The sequence below is a fragment of the Bradyrhizobium zhengyangense genome, from assembly GCF_022012555.1.
GTDB classification, from domain to species: domain Bacteria; phylum Pseudomonadota; class Alphaproteobacteria; order Rhizobiales; family Xanthobacteraceae; genus Bradyrhizobium; species Bradyrhizobium zhengyangense.
Window position 1 is genome coordinate 1,015,560 of record NZ_JAKLTZ010000002.1, and the last position, 20,225, is coordinate 1,035,784.

At 64.1% G+C, this 20,225-nt stretch carries 18 protein-coding genes; 13 read left to right on the plus strand and 5 right to left on the minus strand.

The window, feature by feature from the left end:
• Positions 1 to 51 precede the first annotated feature (51 nt).
• Positions 52 to 687, plus strand: coding sequence for an arylesterase (locus tag L6639_RS10065; RefSeq protein ID WP_237861211.1), 636 nt, complete (start codon positions 52 to 54; stop codon positions 685 to 687).
• 175 nt (positions 688 to 862) lie between these two features.
• On the plus strand, positions 863 to 1,399 hold the full coding sequence (gene thpR, locus L6639_RS10070; protein ID WP_237861213.1) for an RNA 2',3'-cyclic phosphodiesterase: 537 nt from the start codon (positions 863 to 865) through the stop codon (positions 1,397 to 1,399).
• A gap of 4 nt (positions 1,400 to 1,403) precedes the next feature.
• Here thpR and L6639_RS10075 read toward each other — a convergent pair whose 3' ends face one another.
• A complete protein-coding gene (locus tag L6639_RS10075; RefSeq protein ID WP_237861214.1) occupies positions 1,404 to 1,820 on the minus strand; it encodes a type II toxin-antitoxin system VapC family toxin in 417 nt (138 codons plus the stop codon).
• On the minus strand, positions 1,820 to 2,074 hold the full coding sequence (locus L6639_RS10080; protein ID WP_237861215.1) for a type II toxin-antitoxin system VapB family antitoxin: 255 nt from the start codon (positions 2,072 to 2,074) through the stop codon (positions 1,820 to 1,822). Before L6639_RS10080 ends, L6639_RS10075 begins: the two co-directional genes overlap by 1 nt.
• Positions 2,075 to 2,268: 194 nt before the next feature.
• On the opposite strand from L6639_RS10080, the gene zapE reads away from it, so the two are divergent.
• The 10 genes from zapE (at position 2,269) to L6639_RS10130 (ending at position 14,832) form a co-directional block, all read left to right on the plus strand.
• The gene (gene zapE / locus L6639_RS10085) at positions 2,269 to 3,456 is read left to right on the plus strand and encodes a cell division protein ZapE (protein WP_237861216.1); all 1,188 of its coding nucleotides are present in this window, start codon (positions 2,269 to 2,271) and stop codon (positions 3,454 to 3,456) included.
• Positions 3,457 to 3,718: 262 nt separating this feature from the next.
• Positions 3,719 to 4,687 carry a malate dehydrogenase gene (gene mdh, locus L6639_RS10090; RefSeq protein ID WP_128949093.1) on the plus strand — a complete coding sequence of 323 codons (969 nt, stop codon included), beginning with the start codon at positions 3,719 to 3,721 and terminating at the stop codon, positions 4,685 to 4,687.
• A gap of 197 nt (positions 4,688 to 4,884) precedes the next feature.
• The gene (gene sucC / locus L6639_RS10095; RefSeq protein WP_237861217.1) at positions 4,885 to 6,081 is read left to right on the plus strand and encodes an ADP-forming succinate--CoA ligase subunit beta; all 1,197 of its coding nucleotides are present in this window, start codon (positions 4,885 to 4,887) and stop codon (positions 6,079 to 6,081) included.
• Between the two features lie 4 nt (positions 6,082 to 6,085).
• Positions 6,086 to 6,565, plus strand: coding sequence for a DUF1579 family protein (locus tag L6639_RS10100; protein ID WP_237861218.1), 480 nt, complete (start codon positions 6,086 to 6,088; stop codon positions 6,563 to 6,565).
• A 36-nt stretch (positions 6,566 to 6,601) separates the two neighbouring features.
• Complete coding sequence (gene sucD / locus L6639_RS10105) at positions 6,602 to 7,486, plus strand: succinate--CoA ligase subunit alpha (RefSeq protein ID WP_092234007.1); 885 nt, start codon at positions 6,602 to 6,604, stop codon at positions 7,484 to 7,486.
• Between the two features lie 137 nt (positions 7,487 to 7,623).
• Positions 7,624 to 10,593, plus strand: coding sequence for a 2-oxoglutarate dehydrogenase E1 component (locus L6639_RS10110; RefSeq protein ID WP_237861220.1), 2,970 nt, complete (start codon positions 7,624 to 7,626; stop codon positions 10,591 to 10,593).
• 158 nt (positions 10,594 to 10,751) lie between these two features.
• Positions 10,752 to 11,993 carry a 2-oxoglutarate dehydrogenase complex dihydrolipoyllysine-residue succinyltransferase gene (odhB, locus tag L6639_RS10115; protein ID WP_237861221.1) on the plus strand — a complete coding sequence of 414 codons (1,242 nt, stop codon included), beginning with the start codon at positions 10,752 to 10,754 and terminating at the stop codon, positions 11,991 to 11,993.
• 54 nt (positions 11,994 to 12,047) lie between these two features.
• Complete coding sequence (locus L6639_RS10120) at positions 12,048 to 12,809, plus strand: SDR family oxidoreductase (RefSeq protein WP_249798157.1); 762 nt, start codon at positions 12,048 to 12,050, stop codon at positions 12,807 to 12,809.
• A 57-nt stretch (positions 12,810 to 12,866) separates the two neighbouring features.
• Positions 12,867 to 14,267, plus strand: a complete 1,401-nt coding sequence (gene lpdA, locus L6639_RS10125; RefSeq protein ID WP_237861223.1) for a dihydrolipoyl dehydrogenase — start codon at positions 12,867 to 12,869, stop codon at positions 14,265 to 14,267.
• Between the two features lie 34 nt (positions 14,268 to 14,301).
• Entirely contained in the window at positions 14,302 to 14,832 is a 531-nt protein-coding gene (locus tag L6639_RS10130) for a hypothetical protein (RefSeq protein ID WP_237861224.1), read from the plus strand.
• 181 nt (positions 14,833 to 15,013) lie between these two features.
• On the opposite strand, the gene L6639_RS10135 is transcribed toward L6639_RS10130, so the two are convergent.
• Together L6639_RS10135 and L6639_RS10140 are read right to left on the minus strand one after the other, a co-directional pair.
• Positions 15,014 to 15,607, minus strand: a complete 594-nt coding sequence (locus tag L6639_RS10135) for a DUF4337 domain-containing protein (RefSeq protein WP_237861225.1) — start codon at positions 15,605 to 15,607, stop codon at positions 15,014 to 15,016.
• A 114-nt stretch (positions 15,608 to 15,721) separates the two neighbouring features.
• A complete protein-coding gene (locus L6639_RS10140) occupies positions 15,722 to 16,687 on the minus strand; it encodes a tyrosine recombinase XerC (RefSeq protein ID WP_237861226.1) in 966 nt (321 codons plus the stop codon).
• 112 nt (positions 16,688 to 16,799) lie between these two features.
• On the opposite strand from L6639_RS10140, the gene L6639_RS10145 reads away from it, so the two are divergent.
• Positions 16,800 to 19,007, plus strand: a complete 2,208-nt coding sequence (locus L6639_RS10145) for a primosomal protein N' (RefSeq protein WP_237861227.1) — start codon at positions 16,800 to 16,802, stop codon at positions 19,005 to 19,007.
• Between the two features lie 181 nt (positions 19,008 to 19,188).
• Here the strand turns inward: L6639_RS10145 and L6639_RS10150 are convergent, their stop codons facing one another.
• A complete protein-coding gene (locus L6639_RS10150) occupies positions 19,189 to 19,695 on the minus strand; it encodes a septal ring lytic transglycosylase RlpA family protein (protein WP_237861229.1) in 507 nt (168 codons plus the stop codon).
• Between the last annotated feature and the right edge of the window lie 530 nt (positions 19,696 to 20,225).

Below are 20,225 nucleotides of genomic sequence, written 5' to 3' on the forward strand. Positions count from 1 at the left end.
CGGTCATATGGCAACTCCGATAGCGCGGTCGAGAGGCGTTACGGATTGTTCATGCACATAGCCGTGTTGATGCTCGTTTTGATGACGCTCGCCCATCCGGCCTGGGCGGATGCGGCAACGCCGATCAAGCTTGTCGTTCTCGGCGATTCCTTGAGTGCCGGTCTCGGCCTCCCGGCCCAGGATGCGTTTCCTGCCAAGCTTCAAAAAGCCTTGCAAGCCAAAGGCATAGTGGTCGACATGACCAACGCCGGCGTGTCGGGCGATACCTCGTCCGGCGGCCGCGACCGGCTCGAATGGTCGGTGCCCGAGGGAACAGAGGGCGTGATCGTCGAGCTCGGCGCCAATGACGCGATGCGCGGTATCGACCCTGACTTGACGCGGGCGGCGTTGACCGACATCGTTCAGCGTCTCAAGGCGCGCAAGATCGCCGTGATGTTGTGTGGCATGCTGGCGCCGCCGAATTTCGGCGCGGATTATGGTGCGCGCTTCAATTCGATTTATCCGAATTTGGCGAAACAGTTCGACGTGCCGCTCTATCCGTTCTTTCTCGACGGCGTCGCGGCCGATGCCAAGCTCAACCAGGCCGACGGCATTCATCCGACCGCTGAAGGTGTCGACATCGTCGTCGATAAGATGTTGCCCACGGTGGAGGCATTCGTGCGCACGATCGGCGAGCAACGCCGTTGAAAAGCAGGCAATGCTAACCCTGACTCCCAGGGTTTTCCCGGTGTAGCCTTGGCAACACTTCGCAGAGTCACACAACTGCGATAGGAATCAGGGTACCGGTGATTCGTCACCGGCTCTAATTTGGATAGGGTCCTGCTTCTTGAGGACTGTACCCAAGCATCGGGAGTACGAAACGATGCCGCGTTTGTTCACTGGTCTGGAAATTCCGGCCGAGATCGGCCAGTCGCTTTCCAACTTGCGAGGTGGCCTCCCCGGCGCCCGGTGGATCGATCCCGAAAATTATCACGTCACTCTGCGCTTCATCGGCGATATCGATGGCGCCTCCGCCAACGAGATCGCATCGATGTTGTTTCGTGTCGATCGCAAGCCGTTCGAGGTGAAGGTGCAGGGCTTGCAGAGCTTCGGCGGCCGCAAGCCGCGCGCGGTGGTCGCCACCATCGCACCAAGCAAGCCGCTGATGGATCTGCAGGCCGAGCTCGAACGCATGATGCAGCGGATCGGCCTCAATCCGGAAGGGCGCAAATTCATTCCGCATGTCACGCTGGCCCGGCTGCACGACGCCACCGACCGTGACGTCGCCGACTATCTCTCGATCCGCGGCTACTTCCCGAGCAAGGCCTTCATGGCCGAGCGCTTCGTGCTTTTCTCGTCGCGCGCGTCGACAGGCGGCGGCCCGTATGTCGTCGAGGACGCCTACGAGCTGTGTGAGTAGGTCTTTACCTCGGCGCGTTATCGCGGCGCACAGCGCCTGACCGGCTGACATCGGTCTTCGCGAAGTCATCGCCCTTGAACAGCAGCGGTTCGCCGCGGGTCATGGCCAGAGCGTAGGAAAAGCAATCACCGTAGTTGAGCGACGCGGCGTGACGCCCTTTCCCGTAGCGCCGCCAGGCACGTCGCGCCGCATCGGTTTGTCCGGCGTCAACTGCCACGATCTCGGCGCCGATCTTGACGAGCCAGAGGTCGAATTCGCGCCCGCCCGCATCACCTAGCCGCGTCTCGATCACCATCGTTGTCTCAAGCACCGTGGCCGCCGAGATCAGGCGGATCGGATCGTCCACGATCAGTCGCTCGATATCTGCTGCATCGTCTTCATTGAGTGCAATTGCCACGATCGCCGACGTATCGATCACCATCAGCGCGGCAATCCATGGTCGTCGTATCCGAGAATTTCCTCAGGCGTGCGGTCGTCCACGACGCGCATTTCGCTCCAGCGCCGCCTGATCTCGGCCATGTCCTCCAGCAGCGCGTCTTTGTGAGCCTGTCCGCCGAGCCGGCGCAATCGCTCCTCGATGGCGCGCTTGGTTGCCGTCGTGATGTTCTCGCCGGTCAATTGCGCGAGGCTTCGCGCCAACTGCTCCGTTTCAGGGTCCTTGATGCTTAGCGCCATTTGAGGTTCCTTGGTTCCTCAATAGGTATATTCTACCATGGCGGAGTGCAACAATAGATCCGTGCGGCGACCTGGACGCCGTGCTTGCACCCAGGTGGATGTCGGCGCGCAGTTCGTTCGCGAAGGCAGGAGCGCATAAGCCCTTGCGCCAATATGTCGTTGCAATTTCCGCCGGTCTCTGGCGGTAAAGGGCGATGCTCTCCACCCCGAACTCCTCCTTCAGCGAAGCCTATCAAGCCCAGATCGCCTCCGGCGCGATCGAGCCCGATGCCGCGCAGGCCGAGGTCGCCGAGGCCTATGCGGCACTCGACCTGCGGCTCGCGAACTACAGCCCCAAGCGCAAGCAGGGCCTGCTCGCCCGCCTGTTCAACGGTGGCGACAAAGACGAGGCGCCGCGCGGGCTCTACATCCATGGCGAGGTCGGTCGCGGCAAGACCATGCTGATGGACCTGTTCTTCCAGCACTCGAATGTCGAGCACAAGCGCCGCGCGCATTTCCACGAATTCATGGCCGATGTGCACGAACGCATCTACGATTATCGGCAGGGCATCGCGCGCGGACAGATCCCTGATGGCGATGTCATCGCGCTGACCGCGCAAGCGATCTTCGAGGAGAGCTGGCTGCTCTGCTTCGACGAATTCCACGTCACCGACATCGCGGATGCGATGATCCTGGGGCGCCTGTTCGCAAAACTGTTCGAGCTCGGCACCGTCGTGGTCGCAACCTCCAACGTCGCGCCCGACGATCTCTACAAGGGCGGGTTGAACCGCGCGCTGTTCCTGCCCTTCATCAAGCAGATCACCGACCACATGGACGTCTCGCGGCTCGATGCGCGCACCGACTTCCGGCTGGAAAAACTTCAGGGCGTGCCGATGTGGCTGACGCCGGCGGATGGCGATGCCGACGCCGCGCTCAATCGCGCGTGGGTGAAAATGACGGGCAATGCCAAATGCAAGTCGCGCGACATCCAGATCAAGGGCCGCATCCTGCACGTGCCGTGCTCGGCCCATGGCGTCGCGCGCTTTGCCTTCGCCGATCTCTGCGAGAAGCCGCTGGGTGCGTCCGACTACCTCAGGCTGGCGCACGACTATCACACCATCCTGGTCGACCATATTCCAGTGATGGACGTCTCCCAGCGCAACGCCGCCAAGCGCTTCATCACGCTGATCGACACGCTCTATGACAATGCCGTGAAGCTGATGGCATCGGCCGACGCCAACCCGATCTCGCTCTATCTCGCCCATGAGGGCAACGAGGCCATGGAGTTCAAGCGGACCTCCTCGCGCCTGATCGAGATGAGCTCTGAATCCTATCTGGCGCTGCCGCATGGTCGCAAGGATTCCACCGCCAGCGGCTCCACCAAGGGCTTGGTCGAGACTTAAGTCCTATTCTCGCCGAAGGTACCGCTGTCATTCCGGGGCGCGACAAAGTCGCGAGCCCGGAATCCATCGCGCCACAAACTCAGCCGCCCGATGGATTCCGGGCCTGCGCCTGTCGGCGCATCCCGGAATGACGGATCGGGTATGCTGATTGCTATCTCGCCAAGCCCGACAATTGGGCATCCACCGACTTGAACGGGGGAAGCGAAAGGGATAACCACCCATTCAGTTTTTCCCTCCTCACGTGTCTAAAGGACAGGTTCACATGGCGCGCGACAAGATTGCTTTGATTGGCTCCGGCCAGATCGGCGGAACGCTGGCTCACCTCATCGGCCTGAAAGAACTGGGCGACGTCGTGATGTTCGACATCGCCGAGGGCGTGCCGCAGGGCAAGGCGCTCGACATCGCGCAGTCCTCGCCGGTCGACGGTTTTGACGCGCACTATACCGGCGCCAATTCCTACGAGGCGCTCGACAACGCCAAGGTCTGCATCGTCACTGCCGGCGTGCCGCGCAAGCCCGGCATGAGCCGCGACGACCTCCTCTCCATCAACCTCAAGGTCATGGAGCAGGTCGGCGCCGGCATCAAGAAGTACGCCCCCGACGCGTTCGTCATCTGCATCACCAACCCGCTCGACGCCATGGTCTGGGCGCTGCAGAAGGCCTCGGGCCTGCCGCACAAGAAGGTCGTCGGCATGGCCGGCGTGCTCGACTCCGCGCGCTTCCGCTACTTCCTCGCCGACGAATTCAACGTCTCGGTCGAAGACGTCACCGCCTTCGTGCTCGGCGGCCACGGCGACACCATGGTGCCGCTGGTGAAGTACTCCACCGTCGCCGGCATCCCGCTGCCCGACCTCGTCAAGATGGGTTGGACCTCGCAGGCGCGCCTCGACGAGATCGTCGACCGCACCCGCAACGGCGGCGCCGAGATCGTCAATTTGCTCAAGACCGGCTCGGCCTTCTACGCGCCGGCCGCCTCCGCCATCGCGATGGCCGAGAGCTATCTGCGTGACAAGAAGCGCGTGCTGCCCTGTGCCGCCTATCTCAACGGCGAGTACAGCGTGAAGGACATGTATGTCGGCGTGCCGGTCGTGATCGGCTCCAAGGGCGTCGAGCGCGTCGTCGAGATCGAACTCGCCGGCAAGGACCGCGAGGCCTTCGACAAGTCGGTCGGCGCGGTGCAGGGCCTGGTCGATGCCTGCAAGAAGATCGCCCCCGATCTTCTCGGCCGCTAAGCGCGACAATTCCCGCCGAAGATCGAAACCCGGTCTTCGGCGGTTTCATTTCCGGACCCGGCTGGCCGGGGTGGGGTCTGGTCCACAATTTCGATATCAAAGAATCCGGGTTGCAGTTCCTGTGGTATATGGTATGCCAGCCACAAGACTGAGGTGGGCCCATGGGGTCACCGCCCGCGGGTTCAGGGAGCGACCATATGAATATTCATGAATATCAGGCCAAGGCGCTGCTGGGTGAGTTCGGGGTACCGATCTCCAAGGGTGTCCCGGTTCTCAAGGCCGCTGACGCGGAAGCCGCCGCCAAGGCGCTGCCCGGTCCGGTCTATGTGGTGAAGAGCCAGATCCATGCCGGCGGCCGCGGCAAGGGCAAGTTCAAGGAGGCCTCGGCCGGCGACAAGGGCGGCGTCCGCATCGCCAAGTCGGCAGCAGAGGTCTCCGAATTCGCCAAGCAGATGCTCGGCGCCACGCTGGTGACGATCCAGACCGGCCCGGCCGGCAAGCAGGTCAACCGCCTCTACATCGAGGACGGCTCCGACATCGACAAGGAGTTCTATCTCTCGATCCTGGTCGACCGCGAGACCTCGCGCGTCTCCTTCGTCGTCTCGACCGAAGGCGGCGTCAACATCGAGGACGTCGCGCACAATAGCCCTGAGAAGATCGTCACCTTCTCGGTCGATCCCGCCACCGGCATCATGGGCCATCACGGCCGTACCGTCGCGAATGCCCTGAAGCTCTCGGGCGATCTCGCCAAGCAGGCGGAAAAACTCACCGCGCAGCTCTATGCGGCCTTCGTCGCCAAGGACATGTCGATGCTGGAGATCAACCCGCTGGTCGTGACCAAGCAGGGCCAGCTCCGCGTGCTCGACGCCAAGGTGTCGTTCGACGACAACGCGCTGTTCCGTCACCCCGAAGTGCTCGCGCTGCGCGACGAGACCGAGGAAGACGCCAAGGAAATCGAGGCGTCCAAGTACGACCTCAACTACGTCACTCTCGACGGCAATATCGGCTGCATGGTCAACGGCGCCGGTCTTGCCATGGCGACGATGGACATCATCAAGCTCTACGGCATGGCGCCGGCGAACTTCCTCGACGTCGGCGGCAGCGCCAGCAAGGAGAAGGTCGCGGCCGCGTTCAAGATCATCACCGCCGATCCCAACGTGAAGGGCATCCTGGTCAACATCTTCGGCGGCATCATGAAGTGCGACGTGATCGCCGAGGGCGTCACGGCCGCGGTTCGTGAAGTCGGCCTCAGCGTGCCGCTGGTGGTTCGCCTCGAAGGCACCAATGTCGAGCTCGGCAAGAAGATCATCCGCGAATCCGGCTTGAACGTGGTGCCGGCGGACAATCTCGACGACGCCGCGCAGAAGATCGTGAAGGCCGTCAAGGGAGGCTAAGGCCATGGCCCAGGACCATCTCTCCGCATCATCTCCACTTGCAGAGCATGCGCGTCTCGCCGCGTTCGCCGGCGAATGGAATGGTGAAGAGATGGTCTTTCCGTCGCGCTGGACGGAAGGCGGACCGGCCACCTCGCGTACCGTCGCGCGCATGGATCTCAACGGGTTCTATTTGATCCAGGACTCGGTGCAGATGCGCGACGGCAAGCAGGCCTTCGCCACCCACGGCCTCTTCACCTACGACCGCGACGACCGGACCTACAAATTGTTCTGGTACGACTCGCTCGGCTACACGCCGCCCTCGCCCGCCTCGGGTGGGTGGGTCGGCAACACCCTGACGCTGGTGCGCGGCTCGCTCCGCGGCAATGCGCGCCACGTCTACGAGATCATCGACGACGCCTCTTACTCGTTGAAGATTCAGTTCTCGCCGGATGCGGAAGGCTGGGCCGACGTGCTCACCGGCATCTATCGCCGCATCCACTGATCCTCTCACTCCGTTAGTTTCGCGAAAGCAGACCTCATGTCCATCCTGATCGACAAGAACACCAAGGTCATCTGCCAGGGCTTCACCGGCAAGAACGGCACCTTCCATTCCGAGGCTGCGATTGCTTACGGCACCAAGATGGTCGGCGGCACCTCGCCCGGCAAAGGCGGCTCGACCCATCTGAACCTGCCGGTGTTCGACACCGTGCGCGAGGCGCGCGAGAAGACCGGTGCCGATGCATCGGTGATCTACGTGCCGCCGCCGGGCGCGGCCGACGCGATCTGCGAAGCCATCGACGCCGAGATCCCGCTGATCGTCTGCATCACCGAAGGCATCCCCGTCATCGACATGGTGCGCGTGAAGCGCTCGCTCGCCGGCTCCAAGTCGCGCCTGATCGGACCGAACTGCCCGGGCGTCATGACCGCCGGCGAGTGCAAGATCGGCATCATGCCGGCCAACATCTTCAAGACCGGCTCGGTCGGCATCGTCTCCCGGTCGGGCACGCTGACCTATGAAGCCGTGTTCCAGACCTCCCAGGAAGGCCTCGGCCAGACCACCGCGGTCGGCATCGGCGGCGATCCGGTCAAGGGCACCGAATTCATCGACGTCCTCGAAATGCTGCTGGCCGATCCCAAGACCGAGTCGATCATCATGATCGGCGAGATCGGCGGTTCGGCCGAGGAGGACGCCGCCCAGTTCCTCAAGGACGAGGCCAAGCGCGGCCGCAAGAAGCCGATGGTCGGTTTCATCGCGGGCGTCACCGCACCTCCCGGCCGCCGCATGGGCCATGCCGGCGCGATCATTTCCGGCGGCAAGGGCGACGCCGGTTCCAAGACCGAGGCGATGAAATCCGCAGGGATTACAGTGTCCCCGTCGCCTGCCCGCCTCGGCCACACGCTTGCCGAAAAGTTGAAAGGCTAATTCACTCCTTCGTGCTTTTCCGGGCGAAGTTTCGCAGCAAATAGGGTAAAGGGTGCCTGTCGCGTCGAGCCTCTGTCGGGGGAGCTCGGCGCCAGCGCCGTTTGTTATGCGCGAACCGAAATCGCCAGGAACCCAGTATGTCTCGCCAGGACGCGAACGCAGCCTTTGCCCTGTCATCATTTTTGCAGGGCACCAACGCCACCTACATCGACGAAATCTACGCCCGCTACGAGAAGGACCCATCCTCGGTCGACGCCGAGTGGCAGGAGTTCTTCAAGAGCCTCAACGACCAGCCGGCCGACGTCCGGAAGAACGCCGAGGGTCCGTCCTGGGAGCGCGACAACTGGCCGCTGACCCCGCAGGACGATCTGACGTCCGCCCTCGACGGCAATTGGGCCGAAGTGGAGAAGGCGGTTGGCGCCAAGATCGCCGCCAAGGCGCAAGCCAAGGGGGGCGACAAGGGCGCCGCGATTACTTCCGCCGAATTGCTCCAGGCCACGCGCGACTCGGTCCGTGCGTTGATGCTGATCCGCTCCTACCGCATGCGCGGCCACTTTCACGCCAAGCTCGATCCGCTCGGCATCGAAGCCCAGCGCAACCGCGAAGAGCTTGACCCGCGCACCTACGGCTTCAGCGAAGCCGATTTCGACCGCAAGATCTTCCTCGATCACGTGCTCGGCCTCGAATACGGCAGCTTGCGCGAGATCACCGCGATCTGCGAGCGCACCTATTGCCAGACGCTCGGCGTCGAGTTCATGCATATCAGCAATGCCGCGCAGAAGGCCTGGATCCAGGAGCGCATCGAGGGGCCGGACAAGGAAATCTCCTTCACCCGCGAAGGCCGCAGAGCCATCCTGACGAAGCTGGTCGAAGCCGAGGGCTTCGAAAAATTCTGCGACACCAAGTTCACCGGCACCAAGCGCTTCGGCCTCGATGGTGGCGAAGCCTTGATCCCCGCGCTCGAGCAGATCATCAAGCGCGGCGGCAATCTTGGCGTAAAGGAAATCGTGCTCGGCATGCCGCATCGCGGCCGCCTCAACGTGCTGACCCAGGTGTTGGGCAAGGCCCATCGCGCACTGTTCCACGAGTTCAAGGGCGGCTCGGCCAACCCCGACGCGGTCGAAGGCTCGGGCGACGTCAAGTATCACCTCGGCGCCTCCTCGGACCGCGAGTTCGACGGCAACCGCATCCATCTGTCGTTGACCGCCAACCCCTCGCATCTCGAGATCGTCGATCCCGTCGTGCTCGGCAAGGTGCGCGCGAAGCAGGACCAGCACGGCGATCCGCCGGACCAGCGCATCTCGGTGATGCCGCTCTTGATGCACGGCGACGCGGCGTTCGCCGGCCAGGGCGTGGTGGCGGAATGTTTCGGACTGTCGGACCTGAAGGGCTACCGGACCGGCGGCTCCGTGCACTTCATCGTCAACAACCAGATCGGCTTCACCACCTATCCGCGTTACTCGCGCTCCTCGCCCTATCCGTCCGATGTGGCGAAGATGATCGACGCGCCGATCTTCCATGTGAATGGCGACGATCCGGAGGCCGTGGTGTTCGCGGCCAAGGTCGCGACCGAATTCCGGCAGAAGTTCCACAAGCCTGTCGTCATCGACATGTGGTGCTATCGCCGCTACGGCCACAATGAGGGCGATGAGCCCGCGTTCACCCAGCCCGTGATGTACAAGCGGATCGCGGCCCATCCCTCGACCCTCACGCTCTACTCCAAGCGCCTGATCGCCGAAGGCGTGGTCACCGAGGGAGAGGTCGACAAGCTCAAGGCCGACTGGCGCGCCCGACTCGATGCCGAGTTCGAGGCCGGCACCTCCTACAAGCCGAACAAGGCCGACTGGCTCGACGGCAAATGGTCCGGCTTCAAGATCGCCGACCAGGAAGAGGATGCACGCCGCGGCGTCACCGGCGTCGACCTGCCTGTTCTCAAGGACATCGGTCGCAAGATCACCAAGGTGCCGGATGGTTTCCGCGTTCACCGCACCATCCAGCGCTTCCTCGACAACCGTGCCAAGGCGATCGACACCGGTGCCGGCATCGATTGGGCGACCGGCGAAGCGCTGGCGTTCTGCACGCTGCTCAACGAGAACCACCATGTCCGCCTGTCCGGACAGGATTCGGAGCGCGGCACCTTCTCGCAGCGTCACTCGGTCCTGATCGACCAGGAGGACGAGAGCCGCTACACGCCGTTCAACCATCTCGGCAACGAGCAGGGCCATTACGAGGTCATCAACTCGCTGCTGTCGGAAGAAGCGGTGCTCGGCTTCGAATACGGCTACTCGCTGGCCGAGCCGAATACGCTGACGCTCTGGGAAGCCCAGTTCGGCGACTTCGCCAACGGCGCGCAGGTCGTGTTCGACCAGTTCATCTCCTCGGGCGAGCGCAAATGGCTGCGCATGTCCGGCCTCGTCTGCCTGTTGCCGCACGGCTATGAGGGCCAGGGTCCGGAGCACTCCTCGGCTCGTCTGGAGCGTTACCTGCAGATGTCCGCGGAAGACAACATGCAGGTTGTCTATCCGACCACGCCGGCGAACTATTTCCACGCGCTGCGCCGTCAGCTTCATCGCGAGATCCGCAAGCCGCTGATCATGATGACGCCGAAATCGCTGCTGCGTCACAAGCGTGCGGTCTCGCGTCTCGAGGAGCTCGCGAAGGGAACGACCTTCCACCGCATCCTCTACGATGACGCCCAGATGCTGCCGAACGAGCCGATCAAGCTCGTTCCGGACGACAAGATCCGCCGCATCGTGCTCTGCTCGGGCAAGGTCTATTACGACCTCTATGAAGAGCGCGACAAGCGCGGCATCGACGACATCTATCTGATGCGTGTCGAGCAGCTCTATCCGGTGCCGCTGAAGGCGCTGGTGGCCGAGCTGTCGCGCTTCAAGAAGGCGGAAGTGATCTGGTGCCAGGAGGAGCCGCGCAACATGGGCGCCTGGCACTTCATCGAGCCCTATCTGGAATGGGTGCTGAACCAGGTGAACGGTGCGAGCCGGCGTCCGCGTTATGTCGGCCGCGCCGCTTCCGCCGCGACCGCCACTGGTCTGATGTCCAAGCATCAGGCGCAGCTGAAGGCGTTCCTGGACGAAGCACTGAGCTGAGAAGTTTTTAAGACTGTCATTGCCCGCGAAGGCGGGCAATCCAGTACGCCGTGAACTTCGTGATCAAAACGAACGTCGCGGAGTACTGGATGCCCCGCCTTCGCAGGGCATGACGTATGAATTCCTGTCCGCGACTGCGATCCCTTAAGGAAAAGACCATGACTGAAATTCGTGTGCCGACGCTCGGCGAATCCGTCACCGAGGCCACCATCGGCCGCTGGTTCAAGAAGGCCGGCGACCCGGTCGCCGTCGACGAGCCGTTGGTGGAGCTCGAGACCGACAAGGTCACCATCGAAGTCCCGGCGCCTTCCGCCGGCACGCTGAGCGAGATCATCGCGGCCGATGGCGCGACCGTCGCGGTCGGTGCGCTGCTCGGCCAGATTACCGACGGTGCCGGCGCTGCCAAGCCTGCCGCCGCGCCCGCCAAGCCCGCTGCTGCTCCGGCGCCCGCCGCTGCCGCTCCGGCTGCTGCCGCCGCGCCGAAGGCGCCGCCGGCCGATGCGCCGCTCGCCCCGTCCGTGCGCAAGATTTCGGCCGAGAGCGGCATCGATGCCTCGACCGTTCCGGGCTCCGGCAAGGATGGCCGCGTCACCAAGGGCGACATGCTGGCTGCGATCGAGCGTGCGGCTTCCGCGCCGACCCCGGTCAACCAGCCCGCCGCGGCCGTGCAGGTGCGCGCGCCGTCTCCGGCCGATGACGCCGCCCGCGAGGAGCGCGTGAAGATGACCCGCCTGCGCCAGACCATCGCGCGCCGCCTCAAGGACGTGCAGAACACTGCGGCCATGCTGACGACCTTCAACGAGGTCGACATGACCAACGTGATGGCGCTGCGGGCCCACTACAAGGATGCGTTCGAGAAGAAGCACGGTTCGAAGCTCGGCTTCATGGGCTTCTTCACCAAGGCCGTCGTGCAGGCGCTGAAGGACATCCCAGCCGTCAACGCCGAGATCGACGGCACCGATTTGATCTACAAGAATTACTACCACATCGGCGTCGCCGTCGGCACCGACAAGGGCCTCGTCGTGCCCGTGGTGCGCGACTGCGATCACAAGTCGATCGCCGACATCGAGAAGGGCATCGCCGATTTCGGTCGCCGCGCCCGTGACGGTCAGCTCAAGATCGACGAGATGCAGGGCGGCACCTTCACCATCACCAATGGCGGCATCTACGGCTCGCTGATGTCGACCCCGATCCTGAATGCGCCGCAGTCCGGCATCCTCGGCATGCACAAGATCCAGGATCGCCCGATGGTCGTCGGCGGCAAGATCGAAGTCCGCCCGATGATGTATCTGGCGCTGTCCTACGATCACCGCGTCATCGACGGCAAGGAAGCCGTCACCTTCCTGGTTCGCGTGAAGGAGAGCCTGGAAGATCCGGCGCGCCTGGTGCTCGATCTCTGATCCCTGATGCTCTGCGAGCGCCGTCGCGATCTTCGCGACGGCGCCTGTCGAACCATGGAGGTGGATGTGACGTATAAGGTCGTTGTCATCACCGGCGGCAGCCGCGGCATTGGTCGCGCCACCGCGCTAGCGGCGGCCGCGCGCGGTTACCGCGTCGTGGTCGGCTATGCCAGCAACAAGAAGGCCGCAGACGAAGTGGTAGCTACGATCGAGGCCAGCAACGGCAAGGCGATCGCAGTGAAATGCGATGTCGCGGAGGAGCGCGACATCATCGACCTGTTCAAGGAGGCCGACAAGTTCGGCACGCTCGGTGCGCTCGTCAACAATGGCGGCATCGTCGGCCAGAGCGGCGTGCGCGTCGACGAGATGTCGGCCGAGCGGATCCAGCGGGTATTGGCCGTCAATGTCACCGGCTCGATCCTCTGCGCGCGCGAAGCGGTGAAGCGGATGTCGACCAAGCACGGCGGCAAGGGCGGCGTCATCGTCAATCTGTCGTCAGTTGCTGCCAAGCTCGGCGCGCCCAACACCTATGTCGATTATGCCGCATCGAAGGGCGCGGTGGATTCCTTCACCATCGGCCTCGGCTATGAAGTCGCGGCCGAAGGCATCCGGGTCGCCGCGATCCGCCCCGGCCTGATCGACACCGAAATTCATGCCTCTGGCGGCGAGCCAGACCGGCATCATCGCCTGGCCCATGTGGTGCCGATGAAGCGCGTCGGCACTGCGGACGAAATTGCCAATGCCATCGTCTGGCTGATGTCGGACGATGCCTCCTACGTCACCTCAGCCATTCTCGATGTGTCCGGCGGACGCTGACGCGCCGCGCGGACGCTGACACATCCTCATCACGCTAAACTCACGGGACTTTCTCTCATGGCTACCTACGATCTCGTCGTCATCGGCACCGGACCTGGCGGTTATGTCTGCGCGGTGCGCGCCAGCCAGCTCGGCATGAAAGTCGCCGTGGTCGAAAAGAACGCCACGCTCGGCGGCACCTGTCTCAATGTCGGCTGCATGCCCTCGAAGGCGCTGCTGCACGCTTCCGAGATGTTCGAGGAGGCCGGGCATTCCTTCGCCAAGATGGGCGTGTCGGTGTCATCGCCGAAGCTCGATCTTCCCGCGATGATGAACTTCAAGCAGCAGGGCATCGACGGCAACGTCAAGGGCGTCGAGTTCCTGATGAAGAAGAACAAGGTCGACGTGCTCAAGGGCACCGGCAAGATCATCAGTGCCGGCAAGGTCGAAGTCTCCGCCGACGGCAAGTCGCAGGTGATCGAGACCAAGAACATCGTCATCGCCACCGGCTCGGATATCGCGCGGCTGAAGGGCATCGAGATCGACGAGAAGCGCATCGTGTCCTCGACCGGCGCGCTGTCGCTCGACAAAGTCCCCGGCAAGCTGCTGATCGTCGGCGCCGGCGTGATCGGCCTCGAGCTCGGCTCGGTGTGGAAGCGGCTCGGCGCCGAAGTCGTCGTGGTCGAATTCCTCGACCGCATCCTGCCCGGCATGGACGGCGAGATCGCAAAGCAATTCCAGCGTATCCTCGAGAAGCAGGGCTTTGCGTTCAAGCTCGGCGCCAAGGTCACGGGCGTTGACACCTCGGGCAAGACGCTGAAGGCGATGGTCGAGCCCGCTGCCGGCGGCACCGCCGAGACGATCGAGGCCGACGTCGTGCTCGTCTGCATCGGCCGCGTGCCCTACACCGATGGCCTCGGCCTGAAGGAAGCCGGTGTTGCGCTCGATCCGCGCGGCCGCGTGCAGATCGATCCGCATTTCGCCACCAGCCTGAAGGGCGTCTATGCCATCGGCGACGTCGTCGCCGGTCCCATGCTCGCGCACAAGGCCGAGGATGAGGGCGTTGCGGTCGCGGAGATCATCGCCGGGCAGGCCGGCCACGTGAACTACGACGTTATCCCAGGCGTCGTGTATACCACTCCGGAAGTGTCCTCCGTCGGCAAGACCGAGGAAGAGCTCAAGCAGGCCGGCGTCGCCTACACCGTCGGGAAGTTTCCCTTTACCGCCAACGGCCGCTCCAAGGTCAATCAGACCACCGACGGCTTCGTGAAGATTCTCGCAGATGCGAAGACCGACCGCGTGCTCGGCGTGCACATCATCGGCATCGAGGCCGGCGAAATGATCCATGAGGCCTGCGTTCTCATGGAGTTTGGTGGCAGTGCGGAGGATCTCGCCCGCACCTGCCACGCGCATCCAACCCGCTCGGAGGCCGTCAAGGAAGCCGCGCTTGCAGTCGGCAAGCGGGCCATCCATATGTAGGCCACGCCCAGAGCCGAATCGGGCGGGACATCACATGTTGCGCCGCCTTCTTCAACCGGTCTGGGTCCTGCTGGCGATCATCTTCCTGATCGAAGCTTGGCTGTGGGACCATCTCGAGCCGATCGTCGCGCGGGTTGTCGCACTGATCCCGCTCGCCCGCGTCAAGCAATGGCTGGCCGACCGCGTCGATGCGCTGTCGCCCGCCATGACGCTGATCGTGTTCGTGGTGCCGATCATCCCGCTGTTTCCGCTCAAGCTGATCGGCCTGTGGCTGCTCACCCATGAATATTGGCTGACCGGCGTCTCCACGTTCCTGTTCGCCAAGATGCTCGGCGTCGGCGTCACCGCCTTCGTGTTCGACGTCACGCGCGACAAGCTGCTGGAGATGCACTGGTTCGAGCGGCTCTACGAGTTGGTGCTGCGGCTGCGCGCCAAGGCGACCGAGATCGTCGATCCGGTCAAGAGCCGCATCCGCGAGCTGGTCAAGGGCAACGGCGAAGGCTGGTCCTCGCGCACCCTTCGCCTGATCCAGCGCTTCCGCAAGAGCGTGCGCGAGGCGCGGTAAGCGCCATCGCTCCTCTATGACCGTCACCCTGAGGTGCTCGCCTCTTCGGCGAGCCTCGAAGGGCGACGGCCCGGCTGCATCTCGGCCGCTCCTCCTTCGAGGCTCCGAGCGCAGTGCTGATGCACTGCGCTCCTCGCACCTCGGGATGACGGGTCTAACGTCGAGTTCGCTGCCTCACCTCTCACCCGTGCAGATGCAACAGATGCGGCGCCCATGCGCCGAGCACGGTCATGCCGAGGCCCGCGAGCGTCAGAAGGCCTGCGATCCAGGCGAGCGGCAGCATGCCGGTGATGATCGTCGCCGATGCCAGCACGATGCCGATCTGGAAGGCGGCCGACGCCAGCTCGAAGTGATGATATTTCGCGGTCGCCTCGTCGCGCTGGTGCTCGGCTTCCTTGGCTTTCTCGGCGAGCTGCTCGGTGCCTTCGCCGGTCTCGGGCTCCGAGCGGTAGCGCGCCGCGGTCTTCTGCCACTCGTCGATCTGCTTCTGCACCGCGGCCTTCATGGCGTCGTCGGCGGCAGCGCCCAGCGTCAGCTTGCCCTGGTCGGCCGCGGTCTGCACCACGGTGCGGCGGATGCTCTTGGCCTGGAAGAACGCCCAGAGGTTGGAGGCCTCGACATTCTTGCTGATCGATTCGGTCTGGGCGCCCTTGCCGAGCGTTTCCGAGATCGCCAGGAACAGTGCCAGCACCGCGATCAGCAGGGCGATCTTCTTGTTCTCGCCGGATGCGTGCTCGGCATGCTCGGCGTGCTCCATGCTTTCGTGTGCGCTCATGAATCCCTCCTGTCTCGGTTCCGCAACGATTGACCGAACCGCGCGGCCTGCGCAAGAGGCATGCTTGGCAAGAGTTCTTGGATGACAGCTTGATGTCAGGATTCAGCGAGCCCTTCAGCGCCGTGGATGCGCGTTCGCATAGACCTCGAGCAGCCGCTCGGAATCGATGCCGGTATAGATCTGCGTGGTCGAGAGCGAGGAATGGCCGAGCAATTCCTGGATCGCGCGCAAATCGCCGCCGCGCGAGAGCAGGTGCGTGGCGAAGGAATGGCGGAGCGCATGCGGCGTGGCGCTGTCGGGCAAGCCCAGCGCGCCGCGCAGCCGCTCCATCGCGAGCTGGATGATGCGCGGGCTCAAGGGACCACCGCGCGCGCCGACGAAGATCGGCCCCTCAGGCGGTAGCGTATACGGACATATGGCGACATATTCGTCGATCAGTGCCAGCACATTCTGCAGCACCGGCACCATGCGCGTCTTGTTGCCTTTGCCCGTCACGACGAGCACGTCGCCTTCACCTGATTTCGGCACCTCGCGGCGCTTCAAGCCGAGCGCCTCGGAGATGCGTAGGCCCGAACCATAGAGCAGCGCCATCACCGCGGCGTCGCGCACCAGGATCCAGGTCTCGCGCTCCTCGCCGGCGCGCTCGTCGGCGTCAGCCAGGCGTTTTGCCGACGCCATCGGCAGCGGCTTCGGCAAGGTTTTTGCGACCTTCGGCGCGCGGATCGCGGAGAGCGCGCCGACCTTGCCCTTGCCTTCGCGCTCCAGGAAGCGGCCGAAGGAGCGCAGGCCCGCCAGCGCGCGCATCAGGGAGCGGCCGGCAATATCATCGGCGCGGCGCATCGCCATGAAGGCACGGACGTCAGTCGCTTCGAGCGAAGCGAAGCGTTCCAGCGTCACGCGCTCGCCCCAATGCGCGCAGAGGAAATCCAGGCATTGCCGCAAGTCCCGGCCATAGGCTTCCAGCGTCTTCGGCGACAGCCGGCGCTCGGCGCCGAGATGCGACAGCCAGCGCGCCATCTCCTGCGCGATCGAGGGATCGGCGCTGGCGAGCTCGATCTGGGGGGCGGCCGCTTTGCTCATGCGCTCTGGACGTGGTGATTCCGCACAGTATATCGCATCACATCAGTTTATCGTTCGCTAAGGCCGCCTCAGGGCGTTAGCCTTGAGGCCCCCGGGTTCCGATTCTCCTCGCATGGACCATTCGCCGCGCCACACCGCCTCCGCCAACGCGACCCGCATGGTCGACGTGCTGGTGCCGGTCGCGCTCGACCAGACCTATTCCTACAAGGTGCCGCGCGGCATGGAGCTGAAGGCGGGCGATCTCGTCGGCGTGCCGCTCGGGCCGCGCGAGGTGCTCGCCGTGGTCTGGGGCGAGAACGCCAATCCCGATCCGCGCCTGCACAATCGCCTCAAGGAGGTCAGCGAGAAGCTCGATGTTGCCTCGCTGAAGCCCGAGCTGCGCGCTGTTGTCGACTGGGTTGCCAATTACACGCTGAGCCCGCGCGGCATGGTGCTGCGCATGTGCCTGCGCATGGGCGAGAATCTCGGCCCCGAGCGCGTCCGCGCCGGCGTGCGGCTAACAGGCGATCCTCCGCGGCGGCTGACACCGGCGCGGGCGCGCGTCATCGAGGTGCTGTCGGATCGGCTGCTGCACGGCAAATCCGAGGCCGCCAAGGAGGCCGGCGTCTCCGCCGGCGTGATCGACGGCCTCGTCGACGAGGGCACGCTGACGGTCGAGCCGATGCCGCCGCCGCCCCCGCCGCCGGTCCCCGATCCGGAGTTCGGCCGGCCGGATTTTTCGCCGCTGCAGCGCGCCGGCGTCGATGCTATGCGCGCGCTCGCTGCCAACGGCACCTTTCACGTCGCGCTGCTCGACGGCGTCACCGGCTCCGGCAAGACCGAGGTCTATTTCGAGGCCGTCGCCGAAACCATCCGCCGCGGCAAGCAGTCGCTGATCCTGATGCCGGAGATCGCGCTGACCGGTCAGTTCCTCGATCGTTTCGCGCAGCGCTTTGGCGTGCGCCCGATCGAATGGCATTCCGAGCTGACACCGCGCACCCGCGCGCGCAATTGGGCGGCGATTTCCGAAGGCACCGCGCCGGTCGTGGTCGGCGCGCGCTCGGCGCTGTTTCTGCCCTACGCCAATCTCGGCCTCATCGTCGTCGACGAAGAGCACGACCAGGCCTACAAGCAGGACGAGGGCGTGCATTATCACGCCCGCGACATGGCGGTGGTGCGCGCGCATATCGCAAAAATCCCGATCGTGCTGGCGTCCGCCACGCCCTCGGTCGAGTCGGAGGTCAACGCGCGCAAGAACCGCTATCAGCGCGTTGCGCTGCCGTCGCGCTTCGGCGGCCAGCACATGCCGCATATCGAGGCCATCGACCTGCGCCGCGAGCCGCCGGCGCGCGGCCGCTATATCTCGCCGCGGCTGGCGTCAGAGATCAGAAAAGCGATCGAGAAGCGCGAGCAGGCGCTGCTGTTTCTCAATCGTCGCGGCTATGCGCCGCTGACGCTGTGCCGTGCTTGCGGCCATCGCTTCGCCTGCACCATCTGCGATGCCTGGCTGGTCGATCACCGCTTTCGCCAGCGCCTCGTCTGTCACCATTGCGGCTTCTCGATGCCGCGGCCCCCAACCTGTCCGCATTGTGCCGCCGAGGAATCGCTGGTCGCCGTCGGCCCCGGCGTCGAACGCCTGCAGGAGGAAGCGGCCGCGCTGTTCCCTGATGCGCGCACCATGGTGCTGTCGAGCGATCTCATCACCTCGATCGAGACGATGCGCTCCGAGCTTGCCGAGATCGCGGAAGGCCGCGTCGACATCATCATCGGCACGCAGCTCGTTGCCAAGGGCCACAATTTCCCGCGGCTCAATCTGGTCGGCGTGATCGATGCGGATCTCGGCCTCTCCAACGGCGATCCGCGCGCGGCGGAACGCACCTGGCAATTGCTCAACCAGGTGATCGGCCGCGCCGGCCGCGAGCAGGGCCGCGGCGTCGGCTATCTGCAAACGCACCAGCCCGATCATCCGGTCATGAAGGCGCTGATCGCCTGCGATCGCGAAGCCTTCTACGACAGCGAGATCGACCTGCGCGAACGCACGCTCTATCCGCCGTTCGGACGCCTCGCCAGCCTGATCATTTCCGCCGGCGATCGTCCGAGCGCGGAAGGCCTCGGCCGCAAGCTCGTTTCGCTCGCGCCGCGCGACGAGCGCGTGGTGGTGCTTGGCCCCGCCGAAGCCCCGCTCGCCGTCATCAAGGGCCGCTACCGCTTCCGCATCCTGGTGAAATCGGCGCGCGGGTTTGATCTGTCGGATTATTTGCGCAACTGGCTCGCGGTGTGCCCGAAGCCGAAGGGCAACCAGAAGCTCGAGGTTGACGTCGATCCGCAGAGCTTTTTGTAGCCCCACTGTCATTCCGGGGCGCGCGCAGCGCGAGCCCGGAATCCATCGGGCGGCAGAGTTGGTGGATGAATGGATTCCGGGTTCGCGACTTCGTCGCGCCCCGGAATGACAGCACACAACAAAAAAGCCCGCCGTCCCCCGGGACAGCGGGCTCTTTTCACGCGCGGCGCTGTTTGCGCCGTTAGGAGACGACTTCCGCCGTGACGCGGCCGACGCCGGCACCGGTGAGGCCGATGGCGCGGGCGGCACCGGTGGAGAGGTCGAGCACGCGGCCGCGAACGAACGGGCCACGGTCATTGATGGTGACGATGACGCTCTGGCCGCCATGGGTCACACGAACCTTGGTGCCGAACGGCAGGGTACGGTGCGCCGCGGTCAGGGCGTTCTGGTTGAAGCGCGCGCCCGAGGCGGTGCGGCTGCCGGACTCGTTGCCGTAATAGGAGGCCATGCCGGAGAAGCTGCGACCGGTGCCGGACGACGGTGTCATCGACGCATTGGCATTGCGCCAATCGCAGGTCGCGTTGGAAGCGTCCTGGTCCTGGTGGCGGTGGTGGTGAGAACCCCGGTGGTGATGCCTGGATTTGGCGGAAGCTTCGGTGGCAGTTCCACCGATGAGGAGAGTTGCAGCGACGAAAGCGATCGCCGTACGCGGCCGGGTCACGGTGCCCAGCGTCTTCAAAGACAGCATTTAGTGGTCCCTACGCTAGTATTGCCACATATGTGGCTAGTGGAGCCCCCATCAGTTTGTGAGCGGGTTGGCGTTTCGATTCCCAATGAGGCATGAATTGGGCAGTAAATCCGATCCGTGTCGTCATGAAATATCTTGTGATCTGAATCGATATTCAGCCGATGTTCCGTAATCTTTCACTTTAACGATTTGTTAACTGATCTATTACTTGTGAATACTGTAAAGCGAAGTTGTTACTCTTCACGTTTAGAATTGGGTAAGTATTCGGCGGGCGGTTCCTGTCCGACCATGGTCACGGCTCAGCGAGCCGTGTTCATGGCGGCTATGCGCTGAGAGCAGGAACGAAAGGGTGGGCTCCCGGAGGAAAGGCTCGCGGCAATTCCGTGGCATGGCAGGCCGTCGCAGCGGTCGCGATGAGCTGCTCGCGACGTGCGACGAACTGGCGACAGATCGTCGTGCCTTTAATTTGGCGTCATGTTGCACGTGCGCGCCTGCTATGTTAGCAAAGCCGCGATTTTAACGAGCCCGGC